At 65.0% G+C, this 16,587-nt stretch carries 10 protein-coding genes and 2 pseudogenes; 8 read left to right on the top strand and 4 right to left on the bottom strand.

The features are described 5' to 3' along the window. Positions 1-200, top strand: a pseudogene (locus EET03_RS18260) (IS607 family element RNA-guided endonuclease TnpB); the annotation flags it as partial. 10 nt (positions 201-210) lie between these two features. On the opposite strand, the pseudogene EET03_RS18255 reads toward EET03_RS18260, so the two are convergent. Then, a pseudogene (locus tag EET03_RS18255) lies at positions 211-1,058 on the bottom strand (ribokinase). A 116-nt stretch (positions 1,059-1,174) separates the two neighbouring features. Here EET03_RS18255 and EET03_RS18250 point away from each other — a divergent pair. Both EET03_RS18250 and EET03_RS18245 read left to right on the top strand, forming a co-directional pair. Further along, entirely contained in the window at positions 1,175-3,382 is a 2,208-nt protein-coding gene (locus tag EET03_RS18250) for an adenylate/guanylate cyclase domain-containing protein (protein ID WP_075544110.1), read from the top strand. Continuing rightward, positions 3,379-4,782, top strand: coding sequence for a mechanosensitive ion channel family protein (locus tag EET03_RS18245; protein ID WP_099193643.1), 1,404 nt, complete (start codon positions 3,379-3,381; stop codon positions 4,780-4,782). The genes EET03_RS18250 and EET03_RS18245 overlap by 4 nt, the downstream gene beginning before the upstream one ends. A gap of 156 nt (positions 4,783-4,938) precedes the next feature. Here the strand turns inward: EET03_RS18245 and EET03_RS18240 are convergent, their stop codons facing one another. Further along, positions 4,939-5,619 carry an esterase gene (locus EET03_RS18240; protein WP_099193642.1) on the bottom strand — a complete coding sequence of 227 codons (681 nt, stop codon included), beginning with the start codon at positions 5,617-5,619 and terminating at the stop codon, positions 4,939-4,941. 262 nt (positions 5,620-5,881) lie between these two features. Here EET03_RS18240 and EET03_RS18235 point away from each other — a divergent pair, with 262 nt between their 5' ends. After that, positions 5,882-8,065: an adenylate/guanylate cyclase domain-containing protein gene (locus tag EET03_RS18235; protein WP_075544107.1), complete on the top strand. Its 2,184-nt coding sequence runs from the start codon at positions 5,882-5,884 to the stop codon at positions 8,063-8,065. Next, positions 8,062-9,465, top strand: a complete 1,404-nt coding sequence (locus EET03_RS18230; RefSeq protein ID WP_075544106.1) for a mechanosensitive ion channel domain-containing protein — start codon at positions 8,062-8,064, stop codon at positions 9,463-9,465. Before EET03_RS18235 ends, EET03_RS18230 begins: the two co-directional genes overlap by 4 nt. Positions 9,466-9,492: 27 nt before the next feature. On the opposite strand, the gene EET03_RS18225 is transcribed toward EET03_RS18230, so the two are convergent. Then, on the bottom strand, positions 9,493-11,205 hold the full coding sequence (locus tag EET03_RS18225) for an amidohydrolase (protein WP_082274798.1): 1,713 nt from the start codon (positions 11,203-11,205) through the stop codon (positions 9,493-9,495). 299 nt (positions 11,206-11,504) lie between these two features. Between EET03_RS18225 and EET03_RS18220 the strand changes: the two genes are divergently transcribed. The 3 genes from EET03_RS18220 to EET03_RS18210 are packed head-to-tail and all read left to right on the top strand — an operon-like array spanning position 11,505 to position 15,154. Next, complete coding sequence (locus EET03_RS18220; protein WP_075544105.1) at positions 11,505-12,806, top strand: glutamate-5-semialdehyde dehydrogenase; 1,302 nt, start codon at positions 11,505-11,507, stop codon at positions 12,804-12,806. A gap of 25 nt (positions 12,807-12,831) precedes the next feature. Continuing rightward, on the top strand, positions 12,832-13,707 hold the full coding sequence (locus tag EET03_RS18215) for an AAA family ATPase (RefSeq protein WP_063473173.1): 876 nt from the start codon (positions 12,832-12,834) through the stop codon (positions 13,705-13,707). Positions 13,708-13,720: 13 nt separating this feature from the next. Continuing rightward, positions 13,721-15,154, top strand: a complete 1,434-nt coding sequence (locus EET03_RS18210) for a vWA domain-containing protein (protein ID WP_075544104.1) — start codon at positions 13,721-13,723, stop codon at positions 15,152-15,154. Positions 15,155-15,160: 6 nt separating this feature from the next. On the opposite strand, the gene EET03_RS18205 is transcribed toward EET03_RS18210, so the two are convergent. After that, positions 15,161-16,153: a class I SAM-dependent methyltransferase gene (locus EET03_RS18205; RefSeq protein ID WP_075544123.1), complete on the bottom strand. Its 993-nt coding sequence runs from the start codon at positions 16,151-16,153 to the stop codon at positions 15,161-15,163. Positions 16,154-16,587: the final 434 nt, after the last annotated feature.

The following is a 16,587-nucleotide window of genomic DNA, read 5'->3' as shown; positions in this document are numbered from 1 at the left end:
CACACCAACGTGATGACAACGCCGCGATCAACCTCGCACGCTACGAGGACACCATTAGCGTCGTCGGCCCAGTTGGGGCCGCCGTCAAGCGTGGAGCCGACCGTAAGACCGGGCCTGGCCCGGCCGGTGGCTGTGAAGCGCGGAAGGGACGCAGCCGCAAGGCTGCCGAACAACCCCGAAATGGGGTGCGAGTCGCGTGACCACTAAAGATCACTCACTCGCAACGGGCGCACAATCTCCGGCGCCCGCGCCACCGTGGTCGCCAGTGCCCCTGCCGCGCAGGCTCGTTGCAACGCGCGCAGTCGTTGGGCCGGCGAAGCCGGGTTCGGTGGCCAATGGGCAGCCAGCACCCCGGCGAATACGTCACCGGCTCCGGTGGTGTCCACCGCGGTTACTGCGGGGGCGGCCACGTCGAGTTTGCCGTCGACACCGACGTAGCGGGCACCGCGCGCGCCGCGGGTGACCACCAGGTGGGCCGGCGACCAACGCCATTGCTGGGCTTCGGACTCGTTGGCGATCACGACGTCGGCCACCGCTGCCAATTGGGGCCCGGCGCCGTGCAGTCGGCCGGCCGGGGAGGCATTGACCATCACGACCGCCCCGACTGACCGGGCCTGCCGGGCCGCGGCCACCGCCGCGTCCGGCGGAATCTCCAACTGGGTCAGCAACACGTCGCAGTCGCCGACCGCCGCGGGCGGCAGCTTCAGCTGCCCATTCGCGCCGGGAGCCACCACGATGCTGTTCTCGGCGCCGGTGTCGACCACAATGATCGCCGTCCCGCTCGGGCCGGGCACCCGGACCATTCCGTCAATGCCGACACCGTTGGCCAGCAGGTGGCCCCGCAGCTGGTCGGCAGCCGCGTCGTCGCCCACGGCGCCGACGAACTGGACGTGCGCGCCCGCGCGTGCGGCGGCCACCGCCTGATTGCCGCCCTTGCCCCCGGGCGCACAGTTCAGTGACGACGCCAGCACCGTCTCGCCCGGGCGCGGCAGCGTGGTGACGGCGAACGTCAGATCCATGTTCAGGCTGCCCACCACACAGACTCGCCGCGCCGTCATTGTGTCGACGTTAACAACGCTCGGCCCTGGTCATCACATTGTCGGCAAACATCGTTTACTCGCGCGTGTCGGCGCTAGTCTGCGAGGTGATTCGGTGCGTTGTAGGAAGGAAGCCGGTGATATCGGGCGAGGCGACAGATTCCGTGCCGGAGGCACCCGCCGCCCCGGTCCACACCAGCATCATCCCCAAGAGCCTGAGGAAGGAGAGCCGCCGCCGGCCGCGGTTCCGGGTGAGCATCCAGTCCAAGCTCATGGTCCTGCTGCTGCTGTCGAGCATCGTTTCGGTGGCCGCGGTCGTTATCGTCGGTTACCAAACCGGCCGTGCCTCACTACGGGAAGCAGCATACGAACGGTTGACCGAGTTGCGCGAATCGCAGAAGCGGGCAATCGAGACGCTGTTTGCCGACCTGACGAATTCGTTGGTCATCTATGCGCGGGGATTGACGGTGGTGCAGGCGGTCGCGCAGTTCACCGCCGGGTTCGACCAATTGGCCGACGCGACCATCAACCCGGCCCAGCAGCAGGCGATTGTCAACTACTACATCAACCAGCTCATCAAACCGGTGGAACGAACGACGGGCGAAAAGCTCGATATCACCGCGTTGCTGCCGGCGTCACCGGCCCAGAAGTATCTGCAGGCCTACTACACCGCGCCGTTCACGTCGGATCAGGACTCGATGCGATTCGACGACGCCGGTGACGGCAGCGCATGGTCGGCCGCCAACGCGCGATTCAACGGCTACTTCCGCGAAATCGTCACCCGGTTCGATTACGACGATGCGGTGTTGCTGGACACCCGGGGCAATATCGTCTACAGCCTGAGCAAGGATCCCGACCTGGGCACCAACATCCTGACCGGGCCGTACCGGGAATCCAACCTGCACGACGCCTACCTTAAAGCGCTGGGCGCCAACGCCGTTGACTTCACCTGGATCACCGACTTCAAGCCGTATCAGCCGCAACTGGACGTGCCGACGGCGTGGCTGGTGGCACCGGTTGAGGCCGACGGGAGAACCCAAGGTGTGATCGCGCTGCCGCTGCCGATCGCCAAGATCAACCGGATCATGACCGCCAACCAGCAGTGGCAGGCCGCGGGCATGGGCCGGGGCACGGAGACCTATCTCGCAGGCCCGGACAGTCTCATGCGTTCTGATTCGCGGCTCTTCGTGGAAGACCCCGACGAGTACCGGCGACAATCGGTGGCCGCGGGCACCCCACTCGACGTGGTGAACCGGGCGATCCAACTCGGTGGCACGACGCTGCTACAGCCCGTTGCAAGCGCGGGTTTGCGCGCCGCCCAGCGCGGTCAGACCGGAACCGTCACCGCCACCGACTACACCGACAACAAGGAGTTGGAGGCCTACGCGCCGCTGGATGTGCCCAATTCCGACCTGCACTGGTCGATTCTGGCAACACGCGACAACTCCGAGGCATTCGCCGCGGTGGCCGCGTTCAGCAGGGCCCTGGTGTTGGTCACCGTGGCCATAATTCTCGGCATCTGTGTCGCTTCGATGCTGATCGCCCAGGCGATGGTGCGGCCGGTCCGGCGGCTGGAGGCCGGTACCCAGAAGATCAGCGCCGGCGACTACGACGTCACCGTTCCGGTAACCACGCGTGACGAAATCGGTGATCTCACAGCGGCTTTCAACGAGATGAGCCGAAACCTGGAAATCAAGGAGGGTTTGCTCAACGAGCAGCGCCGGGAAAATGACCGGCTGCTGCTGTCGATGATGCCCGAGCCGGTGGTGCAGCGTTACCGCGAGGGGGAGAAGACCATTGCCCAGGAGCACCAAGACGTCACGGTGATCTTTGCCGACATCCTGGGGCTGGACGATATTTCCAGGGACCTCTCGGGCAACGAGCTGGTCGGAATCGTCGACGACTTGTTCCGGCAGTTCGACTCGGCGGCGGAATCCCTTGGGGTCGAACGGATTCGCACATTGCACAACGGCTATCTGGCCAGTTGCGGGGTGACCACGCCGCGGCTGGACAATGTCGCCCGGACCATCGACTTCGCGCTGGAAATGCGGCGCATCATCGACCGGTTCAACCGGCAAACGGGTCACGAACTCCGCCTGCGGGCCGGCATCAACACCGGCAACGTCATCAGCGGGCTGGTCGGCCGCTCCAGCGTCGTCTATGACATGTGGGGCGCCGCGGTGAGCCTGGCTTACCAAACGCACAGTGGCTCACCGCAACCCGGAATCTACGTCACCTCGCCGGTGTACGAGGCGATGCGGGATGTGCGGCAGTTCACCCCGGCGGGCACCATCTCCGTCGGCGGAGTAGACCAGCCGATCTATCGATTGTCGGAGCGATCATGAATGTCCTGAGTACGCCGTGGTTTTACTGGGCTGTCGCCATCGCCATCGGATTACCTGTCGGGCTGATTATCCTCACCGAGTTGCACAACTCTCTCGTCCGCCGCAAGAGCCACCTGGCCCGGCAGGTTGGCCTGCTGCGTAACTATCTGCTGCCGCTGGGTGCCCTGCTGCTGCTCCTGGTGAAGGCGTCCCAGATCCCCGCCGGAGACGGCACGGTGCGAATCCTGACCACGCTGTTCGGCTTCCTGGTGCTGGTATTGCTGTTGTCGGCGCTCAACGCCACGGTATTTCAGTCAGCGCCGGAAGACAGTTGGCGCAAGCGGCTGCCCACCATCTTCCTCGACGTGGCCCGGTTTGCACTGATCGGCGTCGGCCTGGCGATGATCCTGTCCTACGTCTGGGGGGTGCGGGTCGGGGGCATATTCACCGCTTTGGGGGTGACCTCGGTCGTCATCGGCCTGATGCTGCAGAACTCCGTGGGCCAGATCGTGTCGGGGTTGTTCATGCTGTTCGAGCAGCCGTTCCGGATCGACGATTGGCTGGACACGCCCACCGCGCGGGGGCGAGTTGTGGAGGTGAACTGGCGCGCGGTGCACATCGAGACCGGAACCGGCTTGCGGATCACTCCGAACTCGATGCTGGCAACCACGTCGTTCACGAATCTGTCCCGGCCGAGTGGCTCGCACAAATGCACGATCACAACGAAATTCGCCCTCGCCGACGCACCCAACAAGGTGTGTGCGATGCTGACCCGGGTTGCCGCGGGGCTACCCCAGCTCAAGTCGGGAACCATGCCGGAAACGGTCGCACTGGGTGGCGGCGAGTACCGCACCACCGTCCGGCTGAGATCGCCCGCCGACGACGGCGCCGCACAGGCGACATTTCTGCCGTGGGTCTGGTACGCCGCCCGACGGGAAGAGCTTCACCTCGACGAGGCCGATGACGAATTCTCGACGTCCGACCGCGTGCAGGACGCGTTGCGCACGATGGTGGGGCCGGAGCTGCGGCTGAGTCTGACCGAGCAGCAGTCGCTGGTTCCCTACGCGAGGGTGGTGCGCTACGGGGCCGACGAGATCGTGCAGCATGCGGGGGTCGTCCCCCAGGGGATGGCCTTCGTCATCGCCGGCAGCGTTCGTCTGACCGCGACCGCTGAGGACGGCTCCGTTGTCCCGATCGGCACGCTCAACCAGGGCGCCTTCCTGGGGGTGACCGCCCTGACCCGGCAACCCAACCCCGCCGGTGCGGTGGCACTAGAGGAGATGACCGCACTGGAGATCGACCGCGAACACCTCGAGCGCGTCGTCATGAACAAGCCGCTATTGCTGCAAGAGCTGGGCCGGCTCATCGATGAACGGCAAAGCAAGGCGCAGCGGGTGACACGGCGTGAGCGGGTGGGTTGAGCCACCGCCGGACCGGCGCACTGCTGGCTAAATGGTCACGCCCGTCATGTTCGTCGGGCGTGGGGATCGCGGCCGGTGCGCCGAGAACAACGTTAGCGCCACACCTTCTCGTGATTTTCCGCGCTGACGTCAATCTCACGCTTACCGGGTGAACCACTAAGCCAGCATCGAGTCGATAGCGGAGCGCGGGACCGATGCCTGGGTGGGGCCGGCGGACTCGGGCAACAGTTCACCCGGGTTGAAGAAAAAGGTCACCCCGTCATTGGTGATGGCGAAATTCTGGTAATTCGCCGGATCCAAACCGGCTGTGGGCGCTACCTGCTGTCCGGTCTGCTTTTGGAGTGCAGTTTGCACGATGGGGAAAACGGTCGGCAGCGGGTCGGTCTTGGGCTGCCACAGCGTGTCGTAGGTGATCGGCTTGCGATATCCCTGATCCCAGTTGAACCCCTTGTACTTCGTCGTCGGCTGCCCGTTGCCAACGTTCTGAACGACCTTGAGCACCAAGGACTGGGTGCCGCGAGGCGGTATTGCCGATTCGTAGTTGGTCGAGGTGATCTCCAACTGGTAGGGCGTATCGCGGGGAGCAGACGATTTGGCGACGTTGAGGAAGTCGTCTCGGGTCTGGGCGACGTAGCTTTGCAGCGACTTCTGGTCGGGGTAGTTACTCGGCAGACTGATGTTGATGGTGTATGCCGGGTCCGAAACCTGAATCTGGCACACCTGGCCGGTAGTGGTGCCCTTCAGCTCGTCGCAGTAGGTCTTGGGTGCGGCCGCGGCGATTCCGGGACTGCCGAGCGCGACGACGGCCAGGACAACCAGGGGCACTGTGATTCGCATGCGAGGTTCCCTCCGAGGCAAAGTTGCGGCGCCGGGGTAACGGACCAGTGTCCGGCTGCGGTGACGACCAAGTCGTCGACCAACCGGGCCATCAACCAACCGGGCCATCGACCAACATAGGCCATCGAGGCACCCGCGGCGTTCCTGGGGGCAGCGGACCCTGGGGCGGCATGTTTTCGGCCAAACCCGATTTTCCCTGCATTTTCGCGTTAGTCTGCTGCGTGATCTGCCGGTCTTGCCGCCGTAAGCGAAAGGAAGCCGAGTGACATCGGGGCAGCCAACGCAACCGGTATCCCAAGAAGAGCCCGCCCCAACCGGGAATCGTGGGCGCCGGCTGCTGCGGTTGTTCCGGATGGGCATCCAATCGAAGTTGTTGGTGACGCTGCTGCTGTGCAGCATCATGTCGGTGGCGATAGTCGGTCTCACCGGGTATGTGACCGGCCGCAACGCGTTACAGCAAGTGGCAACGGAGCGGTTGCTCGAATTGCGGGAGTCGCACAAGCGGCAGCTGGAGGGGCTTTTCGGCGAGTTCACCAATTCCCTGGAGGTGTATAGCAGCGGTTTCAGTGCCGTCCAGGCGATCGAGGCGTTCACCGACGGCTTCAACCAGCTGTCCAACGCCACGATCAGCCCGGCCCAGCAGGAGTCGATCGTCAATTACTACAGCAATGCGGTGGTCAAACCGATCAGTCAGCTGACCGGTGACGATGTCGACATCAATGCGCTGCTGCCGACCTCCAACTCGCAGAAGTACCTTCAGGCCAACTACACCGCACGGTGCGCGTCGGCGAGCGAATCGGTGTTGTGCAGCGACGCCGGTGACGGCAGCGCCTGGTCGGCGGCCAATGCCCGCTACAACGACTTCTTCCGCGGGATCGTCACTCGCTTCGACTATCGAGACGCGTTGTTGCTGGATCTTCACGGCAATGTCGTCTACACCGTGAGCAAGGGCCCCGACCTGGGTACCAACATCTTCACCGGCCCCTATCGGGAAACGGTCTTGCGGGACGCGTACCGGAAAGCGTTGCGCTCCAACAACGTTGACTTCGTCTGGATCACTGATTTCCAGCAATATCAGCCGCAGCTGAACGCCCCCACCGCATGGGTGGTCTCACCGATCGGGATGGCGGGCAAGATCGAAGGCGTGATGGCGTTGCCGCTGCCGATCTCGAAGATCAACGACATCATGAACGCCCACAAGCACTGGGAAGCCGTCGGCATGGGCCGCTCGACCGAGACCTACCTGGTGGGCCCGGACAACTTGATGCGTTCCGATTCACGGTTGTTTCTGCAAGACCGGGACAAGTATCGACGGGAGGCGATGGCGGGCGGCACTCCACGCGACGTGGTGGACAGCGCGATCCGGCTGGGAACCACCGTTCTGGTGCAGCCGGTCCCGAGCGCGGGGGTTCGGTACGCCCAGCGCGGACAGACCGGTGTCACGAAGGACACCGACTACCTGGGCAATCGGGAACTGGAAGCCTACGCGCCGGTGGATGTGCCGAACTCCGATCTGCACTGGTCGATCTTGGCGACCAGGGACGACTGGGATGCCTATCAGCGGCTGTCCACGTTCGGTAAGACTCTGGTACTGGCGGTCGCCGGGATCACCTTGGCGATCTGCGTGGTATCGATGCTGCTTGCCAAGCTGCTCGTGCGCCCGATCCGACGGCTGGAGGCCGGCACCGAGAGAATCAGCGCCGGCGACTACGAGGTGACCGTTCCGGTGCGATCACGCGACGAACTCGGGGACCTCACTGCGGCTTTCAACGAGATGAGCCGCAACCTCAAGATCAAAGAAGAGTTGCTCAACGAGCAACGCAAGGAAAACGATCGGCTGCTGCTGTCACTGATGCCCGAACCAGTCGTGCGGCGGTATCGCGAGGGAGCGCAGACCGTCGCGCAGGAGCACCAGGACGTCGCCGTGATCTTCGCCGACATGGTGGGGCTCGACGACATGTCCGACGACCTGTCCGGAGACGAACTGGTCGCCGTCGTCAACGAACTCTTCCGGCAGTTCGACTCGGCGGCCGAAGCGCTTGGCGTGGAACGGATTCGAACGTTCCACAACGGCTACCTGGCCAGCTGCGGTGCCACCACCCCGCGGCTGGACAATATCCACCGAAGCGTCGACTTCGCCATCGAGATCCAGCGCATCATCGACAGATTCAACAGCCGGTCACGACACAAGCTCCGGCTGCGGGTCGGCATCAATACCGGGAAGGTCATCAGCGGCTTGGTCGGTCGCGCCAGCCTCGCCTACGACATGTGGGGTGCCGCGGTAAGCCTGGCCTACCAAATGCACAGTGGCTCACCGCAACCCGGCATCTATGTCACTTCACAGGTGTACGAGGCGATGCGCGACATCTGGAAGTTCGTGCCGGCCGGAACCATCTCGGTCGGCGGTTCGGATCAGCAAATCTGGCGGTTGGTGGAACGCCAGTGAACATCTTCAGCGCCTCGTGGTTCTACTGGGCCGTCTCGGTCGCGCTGGGACTGCCCGTCCTGATCGTCATTCTCACCGAGTTGCAGCACACGTTGCGCCGCAGGGGAAGTCATCTTGCCAGGCAGATCAGCCTGCTGCGCAACTACTTGCTGCCGCTGGGCGCGCTGCTGCTGCTCATCGTGAATTCGGAGGGCGTCCCGGCCCACGACAACGCCGTCCGGATTCTCACCACGGTATTCGGTTTCCTGGTGCTGGTGCTGCTGTTATCCGGGCTCAATGCGACCGTCTTCGCCGCAGCTCCGCAAGGTTCCTGGCGCAAGCGGCTACCGGTGATCTTCCTGGACGTGGCCCGGTTCGTGCTCATCGGAGCCGGGCTTGCGGTGATCCTCTCCTATGTCTGGGGGGTGCGGATCGGCGGACTGTTCACCGCCGTGGGTGTGACATCGGTCGTCATCGGCCTGATGTTGCAGAACTCCGTCGGCCAGATCGTGTCCGGTCTGTTCATGTTGTTCGAGCAGCCCTTTCAGATCGACGACTGGCTCGACACCGCCACCGCGCGGGGACGAATCGTCGAGGTGAACTGGCGCGCCGTCCACATCGACACCGGCAGCGGCCTGCGGATCACCCCGAACTCGGTGCTGGCCGGCACGCCGTTCACCAATCTGAGCCGGCCGGCGGGCGCCTACCAACTGGCGATGAAGACCACATTTTCCGACGCGGATTCGCCCGACCGGGTTTGTGCCATGCTGTCGCGGATTGCCGGCGCGCTGCCGCAGCTCCACAGCGGTTTCAGCCCCACCTCGGAGCCGATCGGCGGCGCCGAGTACTGCACCACCATCGGCTTACGGTCACCCGCTGACGAAAACACCGCGCGAGCGACATTTCTGCGCTGGGTCTGGTATGCCGCGCGGCGGGAAAACCTGCACCTCGACGGCGCCGACGACGACTTCTCAACCACCGAGCGCCTGCGGGACGCCCTGAAAACGGTGGTCGGACCGGCATTGCGGCTCAGCGACGCCGACCAGCAGTCGTTGCTGTCGCACGCGAGGATACTGCGCTACGGTGCCGGCGAAATCGTGCAGTGTGTGGGCGAGGTGCCCGCGGAGATGATGTTCGTCGTCACCGGAATGGTGCGGCTGACCGCAACGGCCGACGACGGATCGGTGGTGCCGATCACCACCCTGGAAGAAGGCGGATTTCTGGGTCTGACCGCGCTGACCCGGCAGCCGAATCTCTCCAGCGCATACGCGATCGAAGAGGTGACCACGGTGGAGATCGGTCGCGAGCACGTCGAGCATCTCGTGATGCGTCAACCGTTGTTGCTGCAGGACTTCGGCCACATTCTCGAAGAGCGACAAAGCCAGGTGCGCCAGAGTCTGCATCGGGAATGGTTCAACTGAGGAAACCGCCGCGGCAACCGCATGCCCTTACCCGAGCGGATGCACTTCTCCTTCGAACACCGTGCCCCAGATGCCGACGTCCTTGAGGCCCTCGGCGCCAACGTCATAGGGGTTTTCCTCGAGCACCGCGAAGTCCGCTTTCTTGCCGGCGCGAATGGAGCCGAGCTCGTCTTCTTTGCGCAGGATCCAGGCGGCATCGATGGTGATCGCCTTGAGCGCGGTATGCAGGCTGACCCGCTCCTGCGGACAATTCAGGTTGCCGTTGATCGTCACCCGGTTGGCCGCCACCCAGGCCAGGGTGAGCGGCGACAACGGCGCCATCGGACAGTCGGAGTGCACGGTGAACGGCACTCCCATCCGCTCCAGCATCCCCATGCGCACCATCTGCGCTCCGCGATCCGGACCCAGCCATTGTTCGCTGAAGATGTCGCTGAGCATGTAGAGGTAGTACGCGTTGCAGGAGACCAGCATGCCGATCTCGTTCATTTGCCGGCACTGGTCCTCGCTGTTGAAGGCATAGTGCTCCAGCGTGGCGCGATGGCCGAAGCGCGGCTTGACGTCCAGCAACCTGCGGATGATGTCAATGTAGGTTGCGGAGCTGAGGTCGCCGTTGATGTGGGCGTGCAGCTGGTAGCCGGCCTTCCAGAATGGTTCGGCGTAGCTGTATAGCAGTTCGGGCGGGGCCATCCACACGCCCTGGTGCCCGTCCAGATAGCCCGGGAAGGCGCATTGGGAGAGTCCGCTGTAGATCGCGCCGTCGGCCTGCAGCTTGAAGTGACGGTCGAACATCACTCGCCTGCTGTTGTGCGTTGCCCACTCTTCGGCCGCCTCGAGCGCTGCTGCCGGGTTGACGCCGCGGGGGATGAAGTCGGCCGTGGTGGGTGTGAGAATGATGCGGCACGGCGCCTGCGTCGACTCGGCGGTGTCGCGGATCAGTTTGGTCTCGCCGACCGGGTCGCCGAAGATGCCAACTCCCATGTCCAGGCACGTGGTCACGCCGGCCATATGCACCATTTCCAGGAAGTTCTGCATCCCCTTGCGATAACGGTCCGGATCGAAGTGGAGTCTGCCCAGCCGAGACGCGTTCAATAGCTGCGCCCCGTTCTCCCAGAAGTGTCCTTCTTCCCAGTTGGCGTCCGGATGCCCGGTGAACTGCTCTGGCGTGACCCCGGTCCAGTTGAGTGCGGCGTCGTTGAGGAAGAGCTCGTGGAACGACCGATGCCACAATATGACCGGCTTGTCGCCGTAGCGCTGGGTCAGGTCGGACTTGGTGAGTTTTCCGTGCCACAGCGGATGGTAGCCCCAGGTGACGAACGGCTGCGTCCAATCCTGGTGCGCCGCAACCAGTTTGTCGAGACCGGCAAGGTAAGACTCCGGAGTTTTCGCCCCGGGGAACTTTCCGGTCGGCAGGGTCCAGTCGTCGGGCGCCAGAAACGGATACTGGGTCAACACAGCGGGCAAGGACGGATGAACGTGCGGGTCGATGAAGCCCGGCATCAGGACTTTGTCCTTCATCCGGTCATCGACTTCGTACTCGTAGCGGTCGAGCCACGGCTGCAGTGTCTCGGCGGTGCCGACGGCGACGATCTTGCCGCCACCCACGGCCACCGCCGTTGCCGTCGGCATCGCCTCGCACATGGTGATGATCTCGCGCGCCGGAAAGACGATGATTTTCTCGAAATCTTTGTGCGTGAGCTTCTGGGCCGGCCCTTTTTCGTGAGACGTTTCGTCAGAAGGCATGCATGTGGTCCTTTCCCGTCTTCCCGGCCTGCCGTGTTCCGCCAGCCCTCACGACTCGGTCGCATCGGATCAAGTCGCATCGGATCAAGACGCTCCATTGTGCCGAACCCGCCGTTCGGTTATCACCGAACGATCCGAGTCGCTGCCGTCCGCGGTGCAATATCTTGCCCTGATCGGCATCGGCGCGACGGTGCGGGCGAATTCTCAACCGCTTCGGCCCGTTCGTCCCCGGCTTCGCCCGCGGCGCCCCAGAACCGGGCCGTCGTACCCGGTCGGCTAACGCCCGTTACGCTGGGGCAATGAGTGTGCAAGCGCCGTCCCCGAGCGCTGGGGGCACCTCCCGCCCCCAGGCCCGGGGGACGACTCAGGAGCGAGAGCCGGACTACCTTCGACAGGTGCACGACGCCGCCCGCCGGGCGCGGGTTGCGGCCCGGCTGCTGGCCGTGTTGCGCAGGACTGTCAAAGACCGCGCGTTGCATGCCGCCGCCGACGAGATCTTGTCGCGCGCCGACCAGATTCTCGCCGCCAATGCCGAAGACCTCGATGCGGCGCGCGCCGCCGGCACACCCGCCGCGATGCTCGACCGGCTTGCCCTGAACCCGCAGCGTATCGACGGTATCGCCGCCGGTCTGCGGCAGGTCGCGGGCCTACCCGATCCGGTCGGCGAGGTGCTGCGCGGCTACACGCTGCCCAACGGGCTGCAACTGCGCCAGCAACGCGTCCCGCTCGGCGTGGTCGGCATGATCTACGAGGGCCGGCCCAACGTCACCGTCGACGCCTTCGGCCTCACGCTGAAGTCGGGCAACGCCGCGTTGCTGCGGGGCAGCTCCTCGGCCGCGAGGTCCAACGAGGCGCTGGTCACGGTGTTACGCAGCGCGCTGGTCGGCCAGGACCTGCCGGCCGATGCGGTACAGCTGCTCTCGGCCGCCGACCGGTCCACCGTCACCCACCTGATTCAGGCGCGCGGCCTGGTCGACGTGGCCATTCCGCGCGGGGGAGCGGGCCTGATCGAGGCCGTGGTTCGCGACGCCCAGGTGCCCACCATCGAAACCGGTGTGGGCAACTGCCACGTCTACGTCCACGAAGCCGCCGACCTGGAAGTGGCCGAACGGGTTCTGCTGAACTCCAAGACCCGCCGGCCCAGCGTCTGCAACGCGGCCGAGACGCTGCTGGTCGACGCGAACATCGCCGATCACGCGCTGCCCCGGCTACTGACGGCCCTGCAGGACGCCGGTGTCACCGTGCATCCGAATGCCGACGACGACAACCTGCGCCGGGAATACCTGGCGATGGAGATCGCGGTGGCTGTGGTCGACGGTGTCGACGCGGCGATCGCTCACATCAACGAGTACGGCACCGGACACACCGAAGCCATCATGACCACCAATCTTGCTGCGGCTCAACGGTTCACCGAACGGGTCGATGCCGCCGCGGTCATGGTCAACACGTCGACGGCGTTCACCGACGGCGAGCAGTTCGGCTTCGGCGCCGAGATCGGCATCTCCACCCAGAAACTGCATGCCCGCGGTCCGATGGGACTGCCGGAATTGACGTCGACCAAGTGGATCGTGTGGGGAGACGGCCATACTCGTCCGGCCTAGCCGGCCCTGTTAAGGAGAACTTATTGTGACGGTACCCGCTCGGTCCACGCCACTATTCGCCGATATCGCCGACGTCTCGCGGCGGCTGGCCGAGACCGGTTACCTGCCCGACACCGCCACCTCGACGGCCGTCTTCCTGGCCGACCGGCTCGGTAAGCCGCTACTGGTGGAAGGCCCGGCCGGCGTCGGCAAAACCGAACTCGCGCGTGCCGTCGCCCAGGCCACCGGATCCGGACTGGTCCGGCTGCAGTGCTACGAGGGCGTCGACGAGGCACGGGCCCTCTACGAGTGGAACCATGCCAAGCAGATCCTGCGCATCCAGGCCGGCTCGGGCGACTGGCAGACCACAAAAGACGACGTCTTCAGCGAGGAGTTCCTGCTGCAGCGTCCGTTGCTGACGGCGATCCGGCGCACCGATCCGACGGTGCTGCTGATCGACGAAACCGACAAAGCCGACATCGAAATCGAAGGACTGCTGCTGGAGGTGCTCTCCGATTTCGCGGTGACCGTTCCCGAGCTGGGCACGCTCACCGCCGAGCGGGCGCCGTTCGTGGTGTTGACGTCCAACGCCACCCGCGAACTGTCGGAGGCGCTCAAGCGTCGCTGCCTGTTCCTGCACATCGACTTCCCCAGTCCCGAGCTGGAGCGGCGCATCCTGCTGTCGCGGGTTCCCGAGCTGCCCGGGCACCTGGCCGAGGAGCTGGTGCGCATCATCGGCGTGTTGCGCGGCATGCAGCTCAAGAAGGTGCCGTCGATCGCCGAGACCATCGACTGGGGCCGGACGGTGCTGGCGCTGGGCCTGGACACCATCGACGACGCCGTGGTCGCCGCGACGCTCGGCGTCGTGCTCAAACACCAATCCGACCAGCAACGCGCGGCCGGCGAGCTGCGGCTCAACTGAAGGGGCTGCGCCGATGGCCACCCGACGTATCCGTCCCACCCGGCCGCTGGCCCCGCACGGGCTGCCCGGCCATCTGGTCGGGTTCGTGGAAGCGCTTCGCGCCGTTGGGATTTCGGTGGGTCCGTCCGAAACGGTGGATGCCGGGCGGGTGATGGCAACGCTGGGTCTGGGCGATCGTGAGGTGTTGCGGGAGGGCATCGCGTGCGCGGTGCTGCGCCGGCCCGATCACCGCGAGACCTACGACGCGATGTTCGACCTGTGGTTTCCCGCAGCACTGGGCGCCCGCGCGGCGGTCACCGAGGACGACGCCGACGGTTCGCTGCCGCCCGCCGACGTCGAGGCGATGCGGCAGATGCTGCTGGATCTGCTGACCGACAACCCTGACCTGGCCGATATGGACGAACGACTGGTGGCGATGATCGCGCGCATCGTCGAGGCCTACGGCAAATACAGCTCCAGCCGCGGCCCGTCGTTCTCGTCGTATCAGGCGCTCAAAGCGATGGCGCTGGACGAACTGGAGGGCAAGCTGCTGGCGGGACTACTGGCCCCTTACGGCGACGAGCCCACCCCCACCCAGGAGCAGATAGCCAAAGCACTTGCAGCGCAACGGATTTCACAGTTGCGCAAGTTGGTCGACGCCGAGACGAAGCGGCGCACCGCCGAGCAGCTCGGCCGGGACCACGTCCAGATGTACGGCATCCCACAGCTTTCCGAGAACGTCGAGTTCCTGCGGGCTTCCGGTGAACAACTGCGCCAGATGCGCCGAGTGGTGGCCCCACTGGCCCGCACGCTGGCGACCCGGCTGGCGGCGCGCCGGCGCCGGGCCCGCGCCGGATCGATCGACCTGCGAAAGACGCTGCGCAAGTCGATGTCCACCGGCGGTGTCCCGATCGACGTGGTGCTGCGCAAACCGCGTCCGGCCCGTCCGGAACTGGTTGTCCTGTGCGACGTTTCCGGTTCCGTCGCCGGGTTCAGCCATTTCACGCTGTTGCTGGTCCATGCTCTGCGCCAACAGTTTTCCCGAGTTCGGGTGTTCGCCTTCATCGACACCACCGACGAAGTGACCCATATGTTCGGCCCGGAAGCCGATCTGGCCGTGGCGATCCAGCGGATCACCCGCGAAGCCGGGGTGTATGCCCGCGACGGCCATTCCGACTACGGCAACGCGTTCGTCTCGTTCCTGCAGGCGTTCCCGAGCGTGCTGTCGCCGCGCAGCTCACTGCTGGTGCTCGGCGACGGCCGCACCAACTACCGCAACCCGGCCGTCGACGTGCTTGCCGACATGGTCACCGCGAGCCGGCACGCGCACTGGCTCAATCCCGAGCCGAAACACCTGTGGGGCAGTGGTGATTCGGCGGTGCCGCGCTACCAGGAAGTGATCGCCATGCACGAATGCCGCTCGGCCAAACAGCTGGCCGAGGTGATCGACCAGCTGCTGCCGGTGTGACCCGCCTCAGCGGGTTTTACGGAAGACGAGCCAGCGCATCGCGATCGGGCTCATCTCCCGCTCGACGGGAAACACGTCGAGGCCGCTGACCCAGTCGGCATACCAGCTGGTGGGCGGCCAGGCGCCCGGGGGCAAGTGCGCCTTCTCATAGTCGTGGACCGAGTCGTCGCCGACGAGTTCGAGCGGAAGCCCGGCTGCGGCAGCCGACATCTCCGGTCGAGTGAAGATGCTCGTGTACACCTGTTGCCCGAACTCCCGGGTGGCTTCGTCGAGTATGTAGTCCAGGTCTGTCAGGAAGATGTTGAACACCAAGCGTCCGCCGGGAACCAGGCACTGCGCCGCCAGTTCGAACAGGCCGCGCAACTGCTGTGCCGTCCGGAAATCAGATACCACCTCGGAGAGCACGATCAGCTGGTAGTCGCGCCGCAGCTCGTCCATGCTCGAGAAGACGTCCCGCGCGATGACCCGCACGTCGAGGGATTCCCGTTCGGCGTCGCAGCGAATGATGTCGGCGAACTTCGGAGTCATCTCCACCACGTCGACCGGGTGCCCGCGCCGTGCCAGCGCCAGGGCGTTGCGGCCGGTGCCTGCCCCGATCTCCAGCACCCGATGCGTGCGTGGTTCGGCCGCTTCATTGGCCAGCGCCCACACCCGGGCGTCGGGTTCGGTGCCGAAAAGTGGGGGCTCGCGGGTGCTGATCCAGCTCTCGTATTCCTGCGCCACGGTCCGCCAATGGGCCCGCACTTGGTAGTGCAAGGTCGGGCCGATGGGAGCGTTGAACGAGATGATGATGTTCGAGCGATGCGACGCCGCGTACGCCTCGGCCAATTGGGCCTCGAGAACCTTTCTGACATGGGCAAGTTCGTCGTCGGAAAACTGCCGGCCCACGGTGGCAAAGAGCTTGGCGCACATCGCCACGTATTCGTCGATCATGCCCGGCACGGCCGGCAACGTGATCTCGCCGGTGACCTGGGAGCGGGTGTAGAACCGCCGGGTCATGGACTCCTTCAGCAATGCTGTGGGCTGGTCCGGGCTGGGCGCCAAATTATCCACAGACACCTTTTACACGACCTAGCGCGCGGTTACACCGGCATTGAAGCAATGGCTTGGGCCGGCTTAGGCCGGTTTAGGCCGGTTTTCTCCGAACCGGCGCCGGCCAACGAATGGCTGACGGATCATGGCGCTGAGGTCAGCAACTCGATATCCAGCTCCGGGCGGTCGTGGGGCTGCACCCCGGTGTGTCGAGATGGAAATCGCGTGCTGGTGCGGTTGGGTCGGTGGCTGATGGCGCCGAGTGTGCGCTGATGGGTGTGTCCCGAACGTGGAAGGGAGTTCGATGTAGGTAGAGCTTTCCGAAGCGGTGCTGTGCAGGAGATGAGGGATTGTCGGCCCTTCGGAGTCGCCCTGCGGGGGGTGGCTTCAAACCGCCACAT

The sequence above is a fragment of the Mycobacterium innocens genome (assembly GCF_900566055.1).
GTDB classification, from domain to species: Bacteria; Actinomycetota; Actinomycetes; order Mycobacteriales; family Mycobacteriaceae; genus Mycobacterium; species Mycobacterium innocens.
This window is presented reverse-complemented; position numbering and strand designations above follow the sequence as displayed.

Excerpts from the sequence above, each read along its gene's own strand:
- EET03_RS18245 (WP_099193643.1), top strand. The coding sequence starts at position 3,379 with ATGAATGTCCTGAGTACGCCGTGGTTTTACTGGGCTGTCGCCATCGCC.
- EET03_RS18240 (WP_099193642.1), bottom strand. The coding sequence starts at position 5,619 with ATGCGAATCACAGTGCCCCTGGTTGTCCTGGCCGTCGTCGCGCTCGGC.
- EET03_RS18225 (WP_082274798.1), bottom strand. The coding sequence starts at position 11,205 with ATGCCTTCTGACGAAACGTCTCACGAAAAAGGGCCGGCCCAGAAGCTC.
- EET03_RS18220 (WP_075544105.1), top strand. The coding sequence starts at position 11,505 with ATGAGTGTGCAAGCGCCGTCCCCGAGCGCTGGGGGCACCTCCCGCCCC.
- EET03_RS18210 (WP_075544104.1), top strand. The coding sequence starts at position 13,721 with ATGGCCACCCGACGTATCCGTCCCACCCGGCCGCTGGCCCCGCACGGG.
- EET03_RS18205 (WP_075544123.1), bottom strand. The coding sequence starts at position 16,153 with ATGACCCGGCGGTTCTACACCCGCTCCCAGGTCACCGGCGAGATCACG.